This is a genomic window from Nocardioides luteus (assembly GCF_014648595.1).
In the GTDB taxonomy this organism is placed as follows: domain Bacteria; phylum Actinomycetota; class Actinomycetes; order Propionibacteriales; family Nocardioidaceae; genus Nocardioides; species Nocardioides luteus.
On record NZ_BMRK01000021.1, the window covers coordinates 14,844 to 30,961 of the forward strand.

Here is a 16,118-nt window from a genome sequence, read left to right on the forward strand (position 1 = left end):
AACGAAGGAACTGGAAGCCACCGTGCTCGACGTCAACTTCTTCGATCAGCTCAAGATCGGCCTGGCCACCGCGGACGAGATCCGCGCGTGGAGCCACGGCGAGGTCAAGAAGCCTGAGACCATCAACTACCGCACGCTCAAGCCCGAGCGTGACGGCCTCTTCTGCGAGAAGATCTTCGGTCCCACCCGGGACTGGGAGTGCTACTGCGGCAAGTACAAGCGCGTGCGCTTCAAGGGCATCATCTGCGAGCGCTGTGGCGTCGAGGTCACCCGCTCGAAGGTACGCCGCGAGCGCATGGGCCACATCGAGCTCGCCGCTCCGGTGACCCACATCTGGTACTTCAAGGGCGTTCCGTCGCGGCTGGGCTACCTGCTCGACCTCGCCCCGAAGGACCTGGAGAAGGTCATCTACTTCGCTGCGTACATGATCACCTCGGTCGACGAGGACGCGCGTCACCGCGACCTGTCCTCGCTCGAGGCCAAGGTCGACCAGCAGCGCAAGATGCTGACCGGCCGGCTCGACGTGGCGATCAACGACCGCGCCAAGAAGCTCGAGACCGACCTGGCCGCGCTCGAGGCCGAGGGCGCCAAGTCCGACGCCAAGCGCAAGGTCAAGGACGGCGCCGAGCGCGAGATGAAGCAGCTGCGCGACCGCACCGAGCGTGAGGTCAACCGTCTCGACGAGGTCTGGGACACCTTCAAGAACCTGAAGGTCCAGGACCTCATGGGCGACGAGCTGCTCTACCGCGAGATGAAGACCTGGTTCGGCAAGTACTTCGAGGGCCACATGGGCGCCACGGCGATCCAGAAGCGCCTCGAGAACTTCGACATCGAGGCCGAGGTCGAGAACCTGCGCGAGACCATCGCCACCGGCAAGGGTCAGCGCAAGGTCCGCGCGCTCAAGCGCCTCAAGGTCGTCGACGCCTTCCGCAAGACCGGCAACCAGCCGACCGGCATGGTGCTCGACGCCGTCCCGGTCATCCCGCCGGACCTGCGCCCGATGGTGCAGCTCGACGGTGGCCGCTTCGCGACCTCCGACCTCAACGACCTCTACCGTCGTGTGATCAACCGCAACAACCGCCTCAAGCGTCTCCTCGACCTCGGTGCCCCCGAGATCATCGTGAACAACGAGAAGCGGATGCTGCAGGAGGCCGTCGACTCGCTGTTCGACAACGGTCGTCGTGGCCGCCCGGTCACCGGGCCGGGCAACCGCCCGCTGAAGTCGCTCTCCGACATGCTCAAGGGCAAGCAGGGCCGCTTCCGGCAGAACCTGCTCGGTAAGCGCGTCGACTACTCCGGTCGTTCGGTCATCGTCTCCGGTCCGCAGCTGAAGCTGCACCAGTGCGGTCTGCCGAAGCAGATGGCGCTGGAGCTCTTCAAGCCGTTCGTGATGAAGCGCCTGGTGGACCTGAGCCACGCTCAGAACATCAAGTCCGCCAAGCGGATGGTCGAGCGTGCTCGCCCGGTCGTGTGGGACGTCCTCGAAGAGGTCATCACCGAGCACCCGGTTCTGCTGAACCGTGCGCCCACCCTGCACCGCCTCGGCATCCAGGCCTTCGAGCCCCAGCTGATCGAGGGCAAGGCCATCCAGCTGCACCCGCTCGTCTGCACCGCGTTCAACGCGGACTTCGACGGTGACCAGATGGCTGTCCACCTGCCGCTGTCGGCGGAGGCCCAGGCCGAGGCTCGCATCCTGATGCTCTCGACCAACAACATCCTGAAGCCGTCCGACGGTCGTCCGGTCACCATGCCGACCCAGGACATGATCATCGGTCTGTACTTCCTCACCTCCGACCGCGACGACGAGGTCGGCGAGGGGCGCGCGTTCTCGTCGCCGGCCGAGGCCATCATGGCCTTCGACCACCTCGAGATCACGCTGCAGTCGAAGATCAAGATCCGCCTCGACGACATCGTCCCGCCGCTCGGCTACGACGTGCCGGAGGGCTGGACCCAGGGCGACCCGATCGTGCTCGAGACCACGCTGGGCCGGGTGATCTTCAACGACACCCTCCCCGCCGACTACCCCTTCGTGAACTACGAGGTCGGTAAGAAGCAGCTCGGCGCGATCATCAACGACCTGGCCGAGCGCTACACCAAGGTCGAGGTCGCGGCGTCGCTGGACGCGCTCAAGGACAACGGCTTCCACTGGGCCACCCGCTCGGGTGTCACGGTCTCCATCGACGACGTCACCACGCCGCCGAACAAGGCCGAGATCCTGGAGTCCTTCGAGACCCAGGCCGCCAAGGTGCAGAAGCAGTTCGAGCGTGGTCTGGTCACCGACGAGGAGCGCCGTCAGGAGCTCGTCGAGATCTGGACCGAGGCCGCCAAGGTCGTCGGTGCCGCCATGGAGGACGCGTTCGACAAGAAGAACCCGATCTTCATGCAGGTCACCTCCGGCGCCTCCGGTAACTTCAACCAGATCCGTCAGGTCGGCGCCATGCGAGGCCTGGTGGCCAACCCGAAGGGCGAGATCATCCCGCGCCCGATCAAGTCGAACTTCCGTGAGGGCCTCTCGGTCCTGGAGTACTTCATCTCCACCCACGGTGCTCGTAAGGGTCTGGCCGACACCGCGCTGCGTACCGCCGATTCGGGTTACCTGACCCGTCGTCTGGTGGACGTCTCGCAGGACGTCATCATCCGTGAGGACGACTGCGGCACCGAGCGCGGTCTGCCGAAGGTCATCGGCGTCGACCAGGGTGGCGGCGTCGTCATCAAGGACGACAACGCCGAGACCGCTGCGTACGCTCGCACGGCTGCCGTCGACATCGAGCACCCGGAGACCGGCGAGGTTCTCGCGGTCGCCGGTGAGGACCTGGGCGACGTCAAGATCGAGGAGCTGGTTCGCGCCGGCATCACCACGGTCAAGGTCCGGTCGGTCCTCACCTGTGAGGCTCGCACCGGTACGTGTGCCAAGTGCTACGGCCGCTCGCTGGCCACCGGCAAGCTCGTCGACATCGGTGAGGCGGTCGGCATCATCGCCGCCCAGTCGATCGGTGAGCCCGGCACCCAGCTGACCATGCGTACCTTCCACACCGGTGGTGTGGCCTCGGCCGACGACATCACGCAGGGTCTGCCCCGCGTCGTCGAGCTGTTCGAGGCGCGTACGCCGAAGGGTGTCACGCCGATCTCCGAGGTCGCAGGTCGCATCGAGATCGAGGAGACCGACAAGGCCCGCAAGGTCCTGGTCACCCCGGACGACGGTTCGGACGTCAAGGAGTACGTCGTCTCCCGTCGCTCGCGGCTGCGGGTCGCCGACGGCGACCACATCGAGGTCGGCGCTCCGCTGACCATCGGTACGCCGGACCCCAAGGAGGTCCTCCGTATCCTCGGTGTCCGCAAGACGCAGCAGCACCTCGTCGACGAGGTCCAGGCCGTGTACCGGTCGCAGGGTGTGTCCATCCACGACAAGCACATCGAGATCATCGTGCGGCAGATGCTGCGCCGGATCACGGTGCTCGAGTCCGGTGACACCAACCTGCTGCCGTCCGATCTGGCCGACCGCATCGACTTCGAGTCGGAGAACCGGCGCGTGGTCTCCGAGGGCGGCAAGCCGGCCTCGGGTCGTCCGGAGCTGATGGGCATCACCAAGGCCTCGCTGGCCACCGAGTCCTGGCTGTCGGCGGCCTCCTTCCAGGAGACCACCCGCGTCCTCACCGACGCTGCCATCAACGGCCGCTCCGACTCGCTGCGCGGTCTGAAGGAGAACGTCATCATCGGTAAGCTCATCCCGGCCGGCACCGGCCTGGAGCGCTACCGCAACATCAAGGTCGAGCCGACCGACGAGGCTCGCGCCGCGGCGTACTCCGTCACCGGTTACGACAACTACGACTACGAGTTCGGCAACACCGGCGGCCAGGCCGTCGCGCTGGACGACTTCGACTTCGGTTCCTACCAGAGCTGAAGCACGTAGCCACGAAGGCCCCGCCACCCTCGGGTGGCGGGGCCTTCCCCATTTCTCTACTGCCGGTGCTCTGCCATCTCAAGGAGTGGGCGGAGGACCACACATGGCGGAGGTCGATGCGGCGCGTACGGACTACGACGCCAGGGCCTGAGATTTTCTCGGAGGCGGGCGCAACGAACCTCGCCGTCCATGCGTTTCAGTAGTGGGACGATGGATTGCCTGCAAGACATCTGCTACTCGAGGAGCGAATTTGCGGCACATACGGCTGATGGTGGTCGGAGTCGGGATCCTCGGCGTGCTCGCGGTGGGAGGTTGCGGATCGACGACGGACGGGGCGGTCGAGTCGTCACCATCCGCCTCCGGGACCGCGGACCCTGCCCGGCCGAGCAGCGATGCACCGTCCCCGACTCAGTCCTCACCGGCGGCCACGGGGGGATCACCGGTGAGGACTGAGTCTTCTTCAGCGTCTTCTTCTGCAGATCCCGCGCCGGCGGACCCGGTGACACCGAAGTGCACCAACGACGACCTGAAGGCCGGCTACCGCGCGACGGAGGCGGGTGCCGGCTCCCGGTTCGGCGAGATCACGCTGACCAACGTCGCCGACCACGCCTGCGCGCTGGGCGGTTTCGGTGGGCTGTCCTACGTCGGCGGCGGCAACGGCACCCAGGTCGGCGCGCCGGCCGTGCGCGAGGGGTCGTGGCGCAAGGTCATCATGAAGCCGGGTCAGGTCGCGGTCAGCGCGGTCTCCGAGTCGACGGCCGAGAAGTACCCGGCATCGACCTGCAAGCCCACGAAGGTGGACGGGTTCCGGATCTACGTGCCGGACTCCTACGACTCCCAGTTCGTCGCTCACAAGACGACCGCGTGCGCGGCCAAGGACGTCAAGCTCCTCTCGCACAAGGCCTTCCACTAGCCGTTCGGCTGTTCTGCGGAGATTGGCCGGGCGCGCCCGGCTGATCTGGCCTACGCTCCCGGTATGGCTGCTGATCTGGACAAACACGTCCGGGGGATCGTCGACGGTGTCGCCTACCTGGTGCTGGCCACGGCGGATCCCGATGGACGGCCGCGTACGTCGCCGGTCTACTTCTCCCACGACGGCTACAAGGACCTCTACTGGGTCTCCTCGCCGGATGCCCAGCACTCCCGCAACATCGTTCGCGACCCGCGTGTGGCCGGTGTCATCTTCGACTCCTCGGTGCCGCCCGGATCGGGCGCGAGCGCTGCGTACGTCAGCGGGATGGCCCGCCAGGTGCCCGACTTCGAGCTGGAGAAGCGCTGCGCGGTGGCTTTCCAGCGACTGGTCGGGACGGCCCGGGCGTTCGCTCCCGACGAGCTCCGCGGCGACGCGCACCTGCGGCTCTACGTGATGGAGGTCGAGCTCTGGGAGGCACACCTCCCCGGTGTCGACCCGGACGACGAGGAGGCGCCGGAGACCCGCGTCGAGGCGGCGCCGGACGCCTGAACCGGTCAGCTCGCCGGCCGGAAGAGCAGGTGGATCTCTCCGCGCAGCTCGAGGCGCTCGATGTCGATGCCGTAGACGGGCTCGAGGATCTCGGGGCGGAGCACCTCCTCGACGGTGCCTCGCGCGGCGACCCGACGGCGGTCGAGCAGCACCAGGTCGTCGCAGTAGCGCGCGGCCAGGTTGAGGTCGTGGAGCACCACGACCGCGGTCGTTCCCAGCTTTCGCACCAGCGAGAGGACCTCGTGCTGGTAGCGGATGTCGAGGTGGTTGGTCGGCTCGTCGAGGAGCAGGTGGGTCGCCTCCTGGGCCAGCGCTTGCGCGATGAGCACCCGCTGCCGTTCGCCGCCGGAGAGGGCGGCGAAGGAGCGCGGGCCGAGGTGGGTGGCGCCGACCCGCTCGAGGGCCTCCGCGGCGATCTCGAGGTCGCGGGCACCGGCCCGGGCGAAGGCGGACAGGTGCGGCGTACGTCCCAGCAGCACCATCTCCCCGGCGGTCAGGGTGGTCTCCGCGCCGGCCTCCTGGACGACGACCGCCAGGCGGCGGGCCGTCTCCTTGGCCGAGAGCCCGGCGAGCGGGTCGCCGTCGATCTCGACGGTTCCTCGGCCGCGCAGGGCTCCGTAGAGCAGCCGAAGCAGGGTGGTCTTGCCGCTGCCGTTCGGTCCGATCAGACCCAGCACCCGGCCCTCGTGCGAGGCGAGGTCGACCTCCTCGATGACGGTCGTGTCGCCGTAGGTCCAGGACAGGCCGCTGGCTTCGATCACCGGCCGAACCTGTCGATGATCCGCTCGAGGCCGTCGACCGAGAGCGCCGAGGGCGGCTCGGTGAAGTTGAACAGCTGGGTCATCACGTCGCCGTTCTCGACAGCGGTGAGGGCCTCTGCGCCGGGCATCCGGGTGATCGCCTGCTCGACCTTGTCGGGGTCGCCCGCGTTGTGGAGCAGGATGATCACGTCGGGGTCGCGCGCGAGGAGCTCCTCGGTGGAGACCTCGAAGACACGCTCGTCGACGTCACCGAAGACGTCCTCGAAGCCGGCCGCCTCGAGCTGTGGGTGAGCCATCGAGCGGGTGCCGTAGGCGTAGGTCGCGCCACCGCCGACGGTGGGGTAGAGGACCGCGGCGGTGCGTCCGGTGCCGACCTTCTCCCTCTCCAGCTCGGCGACGCGTCTCTGCAGGTCAGCGACAGCCTGTGCGGCCTCGTCCTGGCGGTCGAAGACCTTGCCGTAGGCCTCCAGCTGGCTGTAGATGTCGTCGAACCCGGGGTCGTCGACGCCCTGGGCGCACATCGCCGGCTCCTCGAGGAGATCGATGCCGACGGCGTCGAGGGTGTCCCGGGAGAGGTTGTCCACCTCGCCGAGGACGAGGTCGGGTTCCTCGGCGATCACGACCTCCTTGGAGATCTGCAGGTGACCGCTGGTGTCGGTCTCGTCGGTGAGCTGCGGGATCTCGTCGAGCTCGGCGAGCGTCTCGGTGTCGTAGTAGTCGGTGGGGTACTCGCCGGCCCTGGCCACGACCTGGTCCATCACGCCGAGCGCGTGCAGATAGGGCACCGCCGAGCTCTTCAGCATCACCACCCGCTCAGGCGGAGCATCGATGGTGACCTCGGCCCCGCAGTTCTCGATCGTCACCGGGAAGCCGTCCGCGGCGGGCTCCTCGTCGGCCGCGCCGGAGCCGCAGGCGGTGGTCGTGGCCAGCATCAGTGCGGCTGCGACGGCGGAGATGGGGCGGATCATGATCGGGCTCCTTCGGGTCAGACGTCGCGAGGTGCGAAGCGTCGGATGAGGACGATGAGGAACGGGGCGCCCAGGAGCGCGGTGACGATCCCGATCGGGATCTCCTGGGGCTGCAGGAGGGTGCGGGCGAGCACGTCGGCCCAGACCAGCAGGATCGCGCCCATGAGGGCGGCCGCTGGGACGGCGATCGCATGGCTGGAACCGACCGCGCGCCGGGCGAGGTGAGGCACGACCAGGCCGACGAAGCCGATGCTGCCGGCCGCCGAGACGACGACACCGACCGTCAGGGCCACGACGACGAGCAGGGCGGTGCGCAGCCGGTCGGGGGAGATGCCGAGGGTGTGGGCGGTCTCGTCGCCGATCGCGAGCGCGTCGAGACCGCGGCCGGAGAGGGTCAGCAGGATCGTGGTGGCGAGCACCGCGACGGCCGCCACGGCGAGCAGGCCGTCCCACTGCGCCAGCCCGAGCGAGCCGAGGAGCCAGAACATCACCGACCGCGCGCCCTCGGCCGAGCCGGAGGCGAAGATCAGGAAGCTGGTCAGCCCGTAGAGGAGGTAGCCGACCGCGACCCCGGAGAGGAGCAGCCTGAGCGAGGTGACCCGGCCGCCGCTGCGGGCCAGGGCGAACACCAGGAACGACGCCGCGAGGGCACCGAGGAAGGCCGAGCCGGGCAGGGCGTACGCGCCGAGGCCGGTGCCTGCGCCGAACAGGATCGCGGCGGCCGCGCCGCTGGACGCGCCGGAGTTGATCCCGAGCAGGTAGGGGTCGGCGAGCAGGTTGCGGACCATCGCCTGCAGCGCCATGCCGGTGACCGACAGGCCCGCGCCGACCAGGGCGCCGAGGAGCACGCGGGGGAGGCGTACCTTCCACACGATCGCCTCCTCGGTGGCCTTCCAGCCGGGCTCCGGGAGGCCGAGGAGATGGTGGCCGAGGATCTGCGCGACCGTCCCCGGGGAGACGTACGCAGCGCCGAGTCCGACGGCGACGACGATCGTCAGCGCGGTGGCGGCGAGGAGGCCCGCGAGCCAGACGACGGCGCGGCGCCGACGGCGGCTGATGCCGAGAGGGTCGTGCATGCGCGCCTTCCGAGAGTTATTGCGAAGAACTTGCAATAACCTAGCAGGGCTGCGCGGCGGCTCGAGGTGAGGGTTATTTCGCGGCTCGTTGGCGGGTTCTGGGAAGATGTGCGCATGACATCGTCCCTCCCGCAGTCTGCTGACGTGCTCGTCGTCGGGGCAGGGCCTGCGGGCTCGGCCGCGGCGGCCTGGTTGGCACGTGCGGGGGTCGATGTCCTGCTGACGGATGCCGCCGTCTTCCCGCGGGACAAGACCTGCGGCGACGGGCTGACCCCGCGTGCCGTCGACGAGCTGGTCCGGCTCGGGCTCGAGGACTGGCTGCGCGCTCACCCGGTCTCGAAGGGGCTGCGGGCCCACGGTTTCGGGCAGACGCTGCACCTGCCCTGGCCCGGTGGGACGCTGCCGTCCTGGGGGTCGGCCGTGCCGCGCACCGAGCTCGACGACCACCTGCGCACGGTGGCGATCAAGTCCGGCGCGACCGCCGTGGACGGGGCTCGGGCGGTCGACGTACGCCGTGAGGGGGACCGGATCGCGGCGGTCGTCTTCGAGGTCTCGAACGCCACCGGGAAGGAGCGGGTCGAGGTCGCGTGCCGGTCGGTCGTCGTGGCCGACGGGGTGCGGTCGCCGCTCGGCAAGGTGCTCGGACGAGAGTGGCACCGCGACACGGTCTACGGAGTCGCCGGGCGTGCCTACATCGCCTCCGACCAGGCCGACGACGAGTGGATCTCCTCCCACCTGGAGCTGCGCGACGAGTCCGGAGAGGCGCTGCCGGGCTACGGCTGGATCTTCCCGCTCGGGTCCGGCGAGGTGAACATCGGCGCCGGTGCGCTGGCCACCTCGAAGCGGCCGGCTGACGTCGCGATCAAGCCGCTGATGCGCCATTACACCTCGCTGTGCCGTGAGGATTTCGGGCTCACCGGCGAGCTGCGGGCAGAGAAGTCCGCGCTGCTGCCGATGGGCGGTGCGGTCTCCGGCGTCGCCGGCGCCAACTGGGCGCTGATCGGCGACGCAGCGGGGTGTGTGAACCCGCTCAACGGCGAGGGGATCGACTACGGCCTGGAGACCGGACGCCTGGTCGCCGACGCGCTGGTCGCGGGCGAGGACCTCGCGGTGGCCTGGCCGGCGACCCTGCGCGAGCACTACGGCGAGGCTTTCTCCATCGCCCGCCGGCTGGCCGGCATCGCCACGCGTCCGCGCCTGGTCTCCACGCTCGGTCCTGCCGGGATGCGGTCGGACTGGCTGATGACGCTGGCGCTGCGCTGGATGGGCAACCTGGTCACCGACGACGACCGCGACCGCGCCGCTAAGGTGTGGCGCTGGGCCGGTCGCCGGTCGCTGGCCCTCGACTCCCGACCCCCGTTCAGCTGATGGCGACGCGGAACCGGGGCCGCGGTGGGCGGCGACGCAAGCTCCCCAAGGTGCAGCGGGTAGGGGCCTACGCGGTCATCATCCGAGCCGGCGCGACGGCCGAGCCGGAGATCCTGCTCAGCCGGCTCTCGGAGAAGGTAACGCCGGAGGAGCGGTGGACGCTGCCCGGTGGCGGCATCGACCACGGCGAGGACCCGCGCGACGCGGTCGTGCGCGAGGTCTACGAAGAGGCCGGCGTGCCGGTCGAGGTGGGCGTCGAGGCACGGGTCTACTCCGTCCACCAGGCCAAGGCCTGGCGGCTCGGCCGCCGGGTGAACTCCCACGCCATCCGGATCGTCTACGACGGCTGGGTGCCCCACGACGCCCCCGAGCCGCAGACCATGGAGATCGACGGCTCCACCGCCGAGGCGGCCTGGCTGCCCCTGGCGGCGGTCACGAGCGGCGAGATCCCGACGTCTCCGCTGGTCACCGATGCCCTGGAGATGCACCGACCGACGCGGCTGCAGCGGCTGGCTGCGTACGCCTTCATCATGCGTCCCTCCGACGACGCGGTCCTGCTCACCCGGATCTCCTCGATCGGCTACCACGCCGGCTCGTGGACGCTGCCCGGCGGCGGCGTCGACTTCGGCGAGCAGCCGCGCGAGGCGCTGGTGCGCGAGGTCGCCGAGGAGTGCGGCCTGACCTGCGAGGTCGGCGCCGTCCTCGACGTACACGACGTAAACATCGTCGGCACCGCCCCCAGCGGCCGTCACGAGGAGTTCCACGGCGTACACCTCATCTTCTCCGCCACCGTCCCCGACGGCGCCGAGCCTCAGGTCGTCGAACAGGACGGCACCACCGACGCCGTCCGCTGGATCCCCCGATCCGACCTGCCGAACCTCCCTCTGTTGGACGTGGTCCAGGCGGCCCTAGCCGCCGAGAAGTCAGAATCTGGCGCCGAGTAGTCGAAAATCGACGCCGAGTGGGCAGCGGGGGCGTGGTTCGGCCGCTCCCAGGGATACCCGGTCGACCGGGTAAACCTGGACTTGAGGGGTGTTTCAGTGCGCGTCAAGTCCATGAATACCCGGTCAACCGGGTATTCATGGGGCTGATGTGACGCAAGTGACTGAGGCGCAGGGGCGGGCGCTCCCACGATGACCGACGACCCACCCGATGAGCGGCGGCGTACGAAAAATCGACTTGTCGTGGAGATTTATCGACTTCTCGCCCTCGATTCTTGACCCTTCGACGTCGATTTCCGACGTCTCGGCGTCGGATTCTGAGGGCTCGGCGGGGTGGTCAGTCGAGCGCGGCTCGGGTGTCTACACCTTGGGCTTCGGCTGCGGACAGGATCGTTGCTGCTGCGGCGGCGTCTTGGACGCCTACGCCTACGGAGAGGTAGGTGACGACGTCGGTCGGAGTGCGGGTCATCGTCGACGCTCCGGTGAGGAGGGAGCCCAGGTCGGTGACCGCCTCAGGGGTGAGTGTGCCGGAGGAGAGGGCTTCGACGACCGGGCCGGAGTCGGTGAGGGCGGAGGGGCGGTGGTCGACGACGACCGTGGAGCGGGCCAGGAGCGACGGTGGGAGCTCGACGCGGTCGGGGGCGAAGGAGCCGACGCTGGCGACGGTGGTGCCGTCGGTGACCCAGGCGTCCTCGATCACCGGCGCCAGTGACGAGGTGCAGAGGACGACGATGTCGGCGCTGCGTACGGCCTGCTCGAGGTCGTCCCGGACCTCCGCGCCGTGCTGGGCGGCGACCTCTGCGGCGGCCCTCTGGTCCCGGCCGAAGACCTGCAGAGCGGCGGCGGGGTGGGTGATGGCGAAGGCGGCGAGGTGGGCGCGGGCCTGGGCGCCGGTGCCGACGACGAGAACGTTCCCGGCCGATGGCGCCAGCTGCTGCATGGCGAGCGTGGTCGCGGCGGAGGTACGCAGGCCGGTGACGCTGTCGCCGTTGATGATCGCGAGGGGTGCGCCGGTCGATGGGTCGAGGACCGTGATGACCGAGTGGACGGCACCGAGGCCGCGGGCGGCGTTCGAAGGGTTGACGCTGCCGAACTTGCTCACCGCAGGTGCGTCGGGCGCGATGCGGGAGGAGTAGCAGAACGAGACCGAGGAGTCCGGCCCAGGCACGAGGAGCCGGGGAGGCTGGACGGCCTCCCCTGCTCCCAGCAGGGTGAACGCCTCGCGCTGGGACTCCAGCGCGAGGCGGGGCGTGAAGATGCTGCGTACGTCCGCGGCGGAGAGGATCCTGACACTCACCCCGCCACCGTAGACGGTCAGGCGGAGGCCTTCTCCTGGGTCTCCTCGAGCGCGACGTCCTTGGTCTCCTTGCCGATCACCAGCGAGATCAGGGTGATTACCGCCATCACGGAGAGGTAGACGCCGACGAGCAGGGGTGAGCCCTCGCCCTGCTTCCACAGTGCGACCGCGATGAACGGCGCGACCGCGGCGCCGAGGATCGAGGAGACGTTGTAGGAGATGCCGGAGCCGGTGTAGCGGACACTCGTCGGGAACAGCTCGGGCAGCAGTGCACCCATCGGCCCGAAGGTGAGGCCCATGAGGGAGAAGCCGAGCACCAGCCAGAGGAGTACGCCGGGGGTGCCGGCGTTGACCAGCGGCACCCATACGAGGCCGAAGACGATGATCCCAAGGGTGACCGCGATCAGCATCCGGCGCCGGCCGAAGCGCTCGGCAAGCGGTCCGGAGACCATCGTGAAGACGCCGAAGAAGACCACGCCGAAGATCAGCATCAGCACGAAGCTCGTGTAGCCGTAGCCCAGGCCGGGCACCTCGAGGTCCTTCGCGGCGGTGCCGAACGAGAGCGAGAAGGCGGTCATCAGGTAGAAGAGCACGTAGGTGGCCAGCATGAAGAAGGTGCCGAGGACCAGCTGCTTGCCCTGGTTGCGCACGACCGAGGCCAGCGGGACCTTGCGGACCAGACCCGCGTCCTGGCTCTTGGTGAACACGTCGCTCTCGACCAGGCGCAGCCGCACCCACAGACCGACGATGACCATCACGGCCGAGAAGAGGAACGGCACCCGCCAGCCCCACGCCAGGAAGGCGTCGGACGGCTTGGTCGGGTCGGCGCCCTCGGCGGAGAGCAGCGCGGCGATGGTCAGGAACAGGCCGTTGGAGAGGATGAAGCCCAGTGGGGCACCGAGCTGCGGGAAGGTGCCGAAGATGGCGCGCTTGCCCTCGGGGGCGTTCTCCGTGGCGACCAGAGCGGCACCGCTCCACTCGCCGCCCAGCGCGAAGCCCTGGGCCAGGCGCATCAGCACGAGCAGCGCGGTCGCGACCCAGCCGACGGTCTCGTACGTCGGGAGGGCACCGATCAGGAACGTCGCGATGCCCATGGTGAGCAGCGAGATCACCAGGGTCGTCTTGCGGCCGAGGCGGTCGCCGAGGTGACCGAAGAAGATCGCACCGATCGGGCGGGCGACCATCGCGGCGCCGAAGACCGCGAAGCTCGCCAGGAGCGCGGTGGTCGGATCGCCGGCCGGGAAGAAGAGGGCGGGGAAGACGAGGACGGCCGCGGTCGCGTAGGCGTAGAAGTCGTAGAACTCGATCGTCGTGCCGATGAGGCTGGCGACGAGCACGCGGGAGCGGGGGTTTGCCGGTGCAGTGGTGGCGGACATGGTCTCTTTCCAGGGTCTGGACGTGCCCGCCTCTCGCGGGCTGTCCCAGTATATGAGAGTCAGATATCGCGCACTGAGACGGGTTCAGGTTGTGGGCGCTCGAGATGGGCGCTGGCAGGAGACGATGCCACGGTCTGTGACAATGAGCGAGTGAATGCGACTGCTTCGGATCTGGTGAATGAGCTGCGCAACCAGGGGATCAGCCGGGTCGACGACTCGCCGCTGGCCCGGGCGCTCTACTCCAGCGACGCGAGCCTCTACCGGGTCGTGCCCTCCGTCGTGGTGCGGCCGCAGTCGCGCGACGAGCTGCTCGCGGTGCACGCCGTCTCGCGCTCGACCGGGTCCCCGGTGACCATGCGCGGCGCCGGCACCTCGATCGCCGGCAACGCGGTCGGCGCCGGCATCGTCGTGGACACCCGAGACCTGCGCACCATCTACGACATCGACCCGGACGCGCGCACCGCGCGCATCGACCCCGGCGTCGTCCACGCCGACCTGCAGCGGGCCGCGGCTCCGTACGGCCTGCGTTTCGGCCCGGACCCGTCGACCCACACCCGCTGCACCATCGGCGGGATGATCGGCAACAACGCCTGCGGCAACCGGGCGCTCGGCTACGGGCGCACGGTCGACAACATCGAGGCGCTGACCGTGCTGTTCGGCAACGGCGAGCAGGCGGCGTACGTCGACGGCATCTCCACCGGGGAGACCGCGGAGCGGCTCCAGGCGCTCGTCGGTGCCAACCTCGGGCACGTACGCACCGAGTTCGGCCGTTTCGGCCGGCAGGTCTCCGGCTACTCGCTCGAACACCTGCTGCCGGAGAAGGGTGGCCGGGTCGACCGGTTCCTGGCCGGGACGGAAGGCACCTTGGCCACGATCCTGGAGACGACAGTCCGCCTCGTCGAGGACACGCCCGGTCGGCTCCTGCTGGTGCTGGGCTATCCGACGATGGCCGACGCCGCCGACGCGGTGCCGTCGCTGCTGCAGGTGGCGCCCGGGCGCCTGATCGCCTGCGAGGGGATGGACGCTCGCATCGCCGACCTGGTGCGCGCCAAGGGCCGCCCGGTGCCTGAGCTGCCCAAGGGCGCGGGTTGGCTGATGGTCGAGGTCGCCGGACCGGACGCTCCTGACCTGGTGCGACGCCTGGCTGCCGAGTCCGGTTCGCTCGAGTCGCGGGTCGTCGCCGATCCCTTGGAAGCTGCCGCGCTGTGGCGGATCCGCGAGGACGGCGCCGGCCTTGCCGGTGTCTCGCTGCCGACCCCGGCCCACTCCGGCTGGGAGGATGCGGCTGTCCCGCCCGAGCACCTCGGGGCCTGGCTGCGCGACTTCGAGGCGATCCTGGAGTCGTTCGGCCTGCACGGCTACCCCTACGGCCACTTCGGCGACGGCTGCATCCACTGCCGCATCGACTTCCCCTTCGCACCCGACTCGCCGGAGTCGGCGCAGGTCTTCCGCGAGTTCATGACCGCCTGCGCGACCAAGCTGGTCTCCTACGGCGGCTCGCTCTCGGGTGAGCACGGCGACGGGCGGGTGCGCTCGGAGCTGCTGCCGATCATGTACGACGAGACCTCGATCGATCTGTTCGAGCAGGTCAAGGGCATCTGTGACCCCTCGGACCTGCTCAACCCCGGCAACATCGTGCGGCCTGCCTCGATCACCGACGACCTGCGCCCGGTGCGACCGCGGGCGCTCCCGGTCACCGGCCTGCGGCTCATCCACGACTCGGGCGACATGGGCGCCGCCGTCCACCGCTGCACCGGGGTCGGCAAGTGTGTGGCACCCAAGACCGCCGGCGTGATGTGCCCCTCCTACCTCGCCACGCGTGAGGAGAAGGACTCCACTCGCGGGCGCGCGCGGGTGCTGCAGGAGGCGCTCGACGGCTCGCTGGTCGACGGGCTCGGTACCCCCGAGGTCGCCGAGGCGCTCGACCTGTGCCTGGCCTGCAAGGGGTGTGCGTCCGACTGCCCCACGGGCATCGACATGGCCACGTACAAGTCGGAGGCGCTCTACCAGAAGCACGACGTCCAGGGGCAGCGACGGCCGCGCTCGCACGCGATGCTCGGGCAGCTGCCGAAGTGGGCGCGGCTCGCGGGGCCGTTCACGAAGATGGCCAACGCGTCGCTGAAGGTCGGCCCGCTGGCCAAGATCGCCAAGAAGACCGCCGGCATCGACCAGCGCCGCTCGATCCCGGCGTTCGCGCCGAAGACGCTGAAGCGCTCGGCGCCGGTGGCGAAGCTCGGGTCTGCGCCGGAGACCGTGGACGTGTGGATCTGGGCCGACTCCTTCACCGACCATTTCTTCGCCCAGTCCGGCCACGGTGCGATCAAGTGGCTCGAGTCGCAGGGGCTGACGGTGCGGGTGATCGGCGAGAAGGCCTGCTGTGGCCTGACCTGGATCACCACCGGCCAGCTCGACGACGCGCGGGCGATCATGGAGAAGACGGTCCGTACGCTGGCGCCCTACGTCTCCTCCGGCGTCCCGGTCGTCGGGCTGGAGCCGTCGTGCACCGCGACGCTGCGGTCCGACTCGGTGGAGCTCTCGGCGCTTCCGGAGGCCGAGGTCGTACGCGACGGAATGCTCACCTTCGCCGAGCTGGTGACCCGGCTCGTGGCTGAGGGGCGGGTGACTTTGCCCGACCTCTCCGGTGTCGAGGTCGTCGCGCAGCCGCACTGCCACCAGCACGCCGTGCTCGGCTGGGCTGCCGACGAGGCGCTGCTGAAGCAGGCCGGCGCGACCGTCACCAGGGTGTCGGGCTGCTGTGGTCTGGCCGGCAACTTCGGGGTCGAGGAGGGGCACTACGAGGTGTCGGTGGCGGTCGCGGAGACCAATCTGCTGCCGGCGGTGCGGTCCCAGCCCGACGCGATCGTGCTGGCCGACGGGATGTCCTGCCGGGTGCAGCTCGACGATCTGGCCGACGTCCCCGCCATGCATCTCGCCGAGCTCTTCGCCTCCCGCGTGTAGCCCCCGGGCG

11 protein-coding genes are annotated in these 16,118 nt (G+C 69.5%); 6 read left to right on the forward strand and 5 right to left on the reverse strand.

Features of this window, described 5'->3' with window-relative positions:
- Positions 1-22 precede the first annotated feature (22 nt).
- From IEY81_RS20220 to IEY81_RS20230, 3 genes are all read left to right on the forward strand, one after another.
- The gene (locus tag IEY81_RS20220; protein WP_189120298.1) at positions 23-3,901 is read left to right on the forward strand and encodes a DNA-directed RNA polymerase subunit beta'; all 3,879 of its coding nucleotides are present in this window, start codon (positions 23-25) and stop codon (positions 3,899-3,901) included.
- 499 nt (positions 3,902-4,400) lie between these two features.
- Entirely contained in the window at positions 4,401-4,814 is a 414-nt protein-coding gene (locus tag IEY81_RS20225; protein ID WP_189120299.1) for a DUF4232 domain-containing protein, read from the forward strand.
- A gap of 63 nt (positions 4,815-4,877) precedes the next feature.
- Positions 4,878-5,363, forward strand: a complete 486-nt coding sequence (locus IEY81_RS20230) for a pyridoxamine 5'-phosphate oxidase family protein (protein WP_189120300.1) — start codon at positions 4,878-4,880, stop codon at positions 5,361-5,363.
- A gap of 5 nt (positions 5,364-5,368) precedes the next feature.
- On the opposite strand, the gene IEY81_RS20235 is transcribed toward IEY81_RS20230, so the two are convergent.
- Genes IEY81_RS20235 through IEY81_RS20245 form a run of 3 tightly spaced genes read right to left on the reverse strand, consistent with a single transcriptional unit; the run spans position 5,369 to position 8,168 of the window.
- Positions 5,369-6,124, reverse strand: a complete 756-nt coding sequence (locus IEY81_RS20235) for an ABC transporter ATP-binding protein (RefSeq protein ID WP_189120301.1) — start codon at positions 6,122-6,124, stop codon at positions 5,369-5,371.
- The gene (locus tag IEY81_RS20240; protein WP_189120302.1) at positions 6,121-7,092 is read right to left on the reverse strand and encodes an ABC transporter substrate-binding protein; all 972 of its coding nucleotides are present in this window, start codon (positions 7,090-7,092) and stop codon (positions 6,121-6,123) included. The genes IEY81_RS20235 and IEY81_RS20240 overlap by 4 nt, the downstream gene beginning before the upstream one ends.
- 17 nt (positions 7,093-7,109) lie before the next feature.
- Positions 7,110-8,168 (reverse strand): FecCD family ABC transporter permease, encoded by a 1,059-nt coding sequence (locus IEY81_RS20245; protein WP_189120303.1) that lies wholly within the window; start codon positions 8,166-8,168, stop codon positions 7,110-7,112.
- A 114-nt stretch (positions 8,169-8,282) separates the two neighbouring features.
- Between IEY81_RS20245 and IEY81_RS20250 the strand changes: the two genes are divergently transcribed.
- Together IEY81_RS20250 and IEY81_RS24545 are read left to right on the forward strand one after the other, a co-directional pair.
- On the forward strand, positions 8,283-9,536 hold the full coding sequence (locus tag IEY81_RS20250; protein WP_189120304.1) for a geranylgeranyl reductase family protein: 1,254 nt from the start codon (positions 8,283-8,285) through the stop codon (positions 9,534-9,536).
- Positions 9,536-10,480, forward strand: coding sequence for an NUDIX domain-containing protein (locus IEY81_RS24545; protein WP_189120305.1), 945 nt, complete (start codon positions 9,536-9,538; stop codon positions 10,478-10,480). Before IEY81_RS20250 ends, IEY81_RS24545 begins: the two co-directional genes overlap by 1 nt.
- A 334-nt stretch (positions 10,481-10,814) precedes the next feature.
- Here the strand turns inward: IEY81_RS24545 and IEY81_RS20260 are convergent, their stop codons facing one another.
- Together IEY81_RS20260 and IEY81_RS20265 are read right to left on the reverse strand one after the other, a co-directional pair.
- Positions 10,815-11,774: an ornithine cyclodeaminase family protein gene (locus tag IEY81_RS20260; protein ID WP_189120306.1), complete on the reverse strand. Its 960-nt coding sequence runs from the start codon at positions 11,772-11,774 to the stop codon at positions 10,815-10,817.
- A gap of 17 nt (positions 11,775-11,791) precedes the next feature.
- Positions 11,792-13,150 carry an MFS transporter gene (locus IEY81_RS20265; RefSeq protein WP_189120307.1) on the reverse strand — a complete coding sequence of 453 codons (1,359 nt, stop codon included), beginning with the start codon at positions 13,148-13,150 and terminating at the stop codon, positions 11,792-11,794.
- A 150-nt stretch (positions 13,151-13,300) separates the two neighbouring features.
- Between IEY81_RS20265 and IEY81_RS20270 the strand changes: the two genes are divergently transcribed.
- Positions 13,301-16,108 (forward strand): FAD-binding and (Fe-S)-binding domain-containing protein, encoded by a 2,808-nt coding sequence (locus IEY81_RS20270; RefSeq protein WP_189120308.1) that lies wholly within the window; start codon positions 13,301-13,303, stop codon positions 16,106-16,108.
- Positions 16,109-16,118 lie beyond the last annotated feature (10 nt).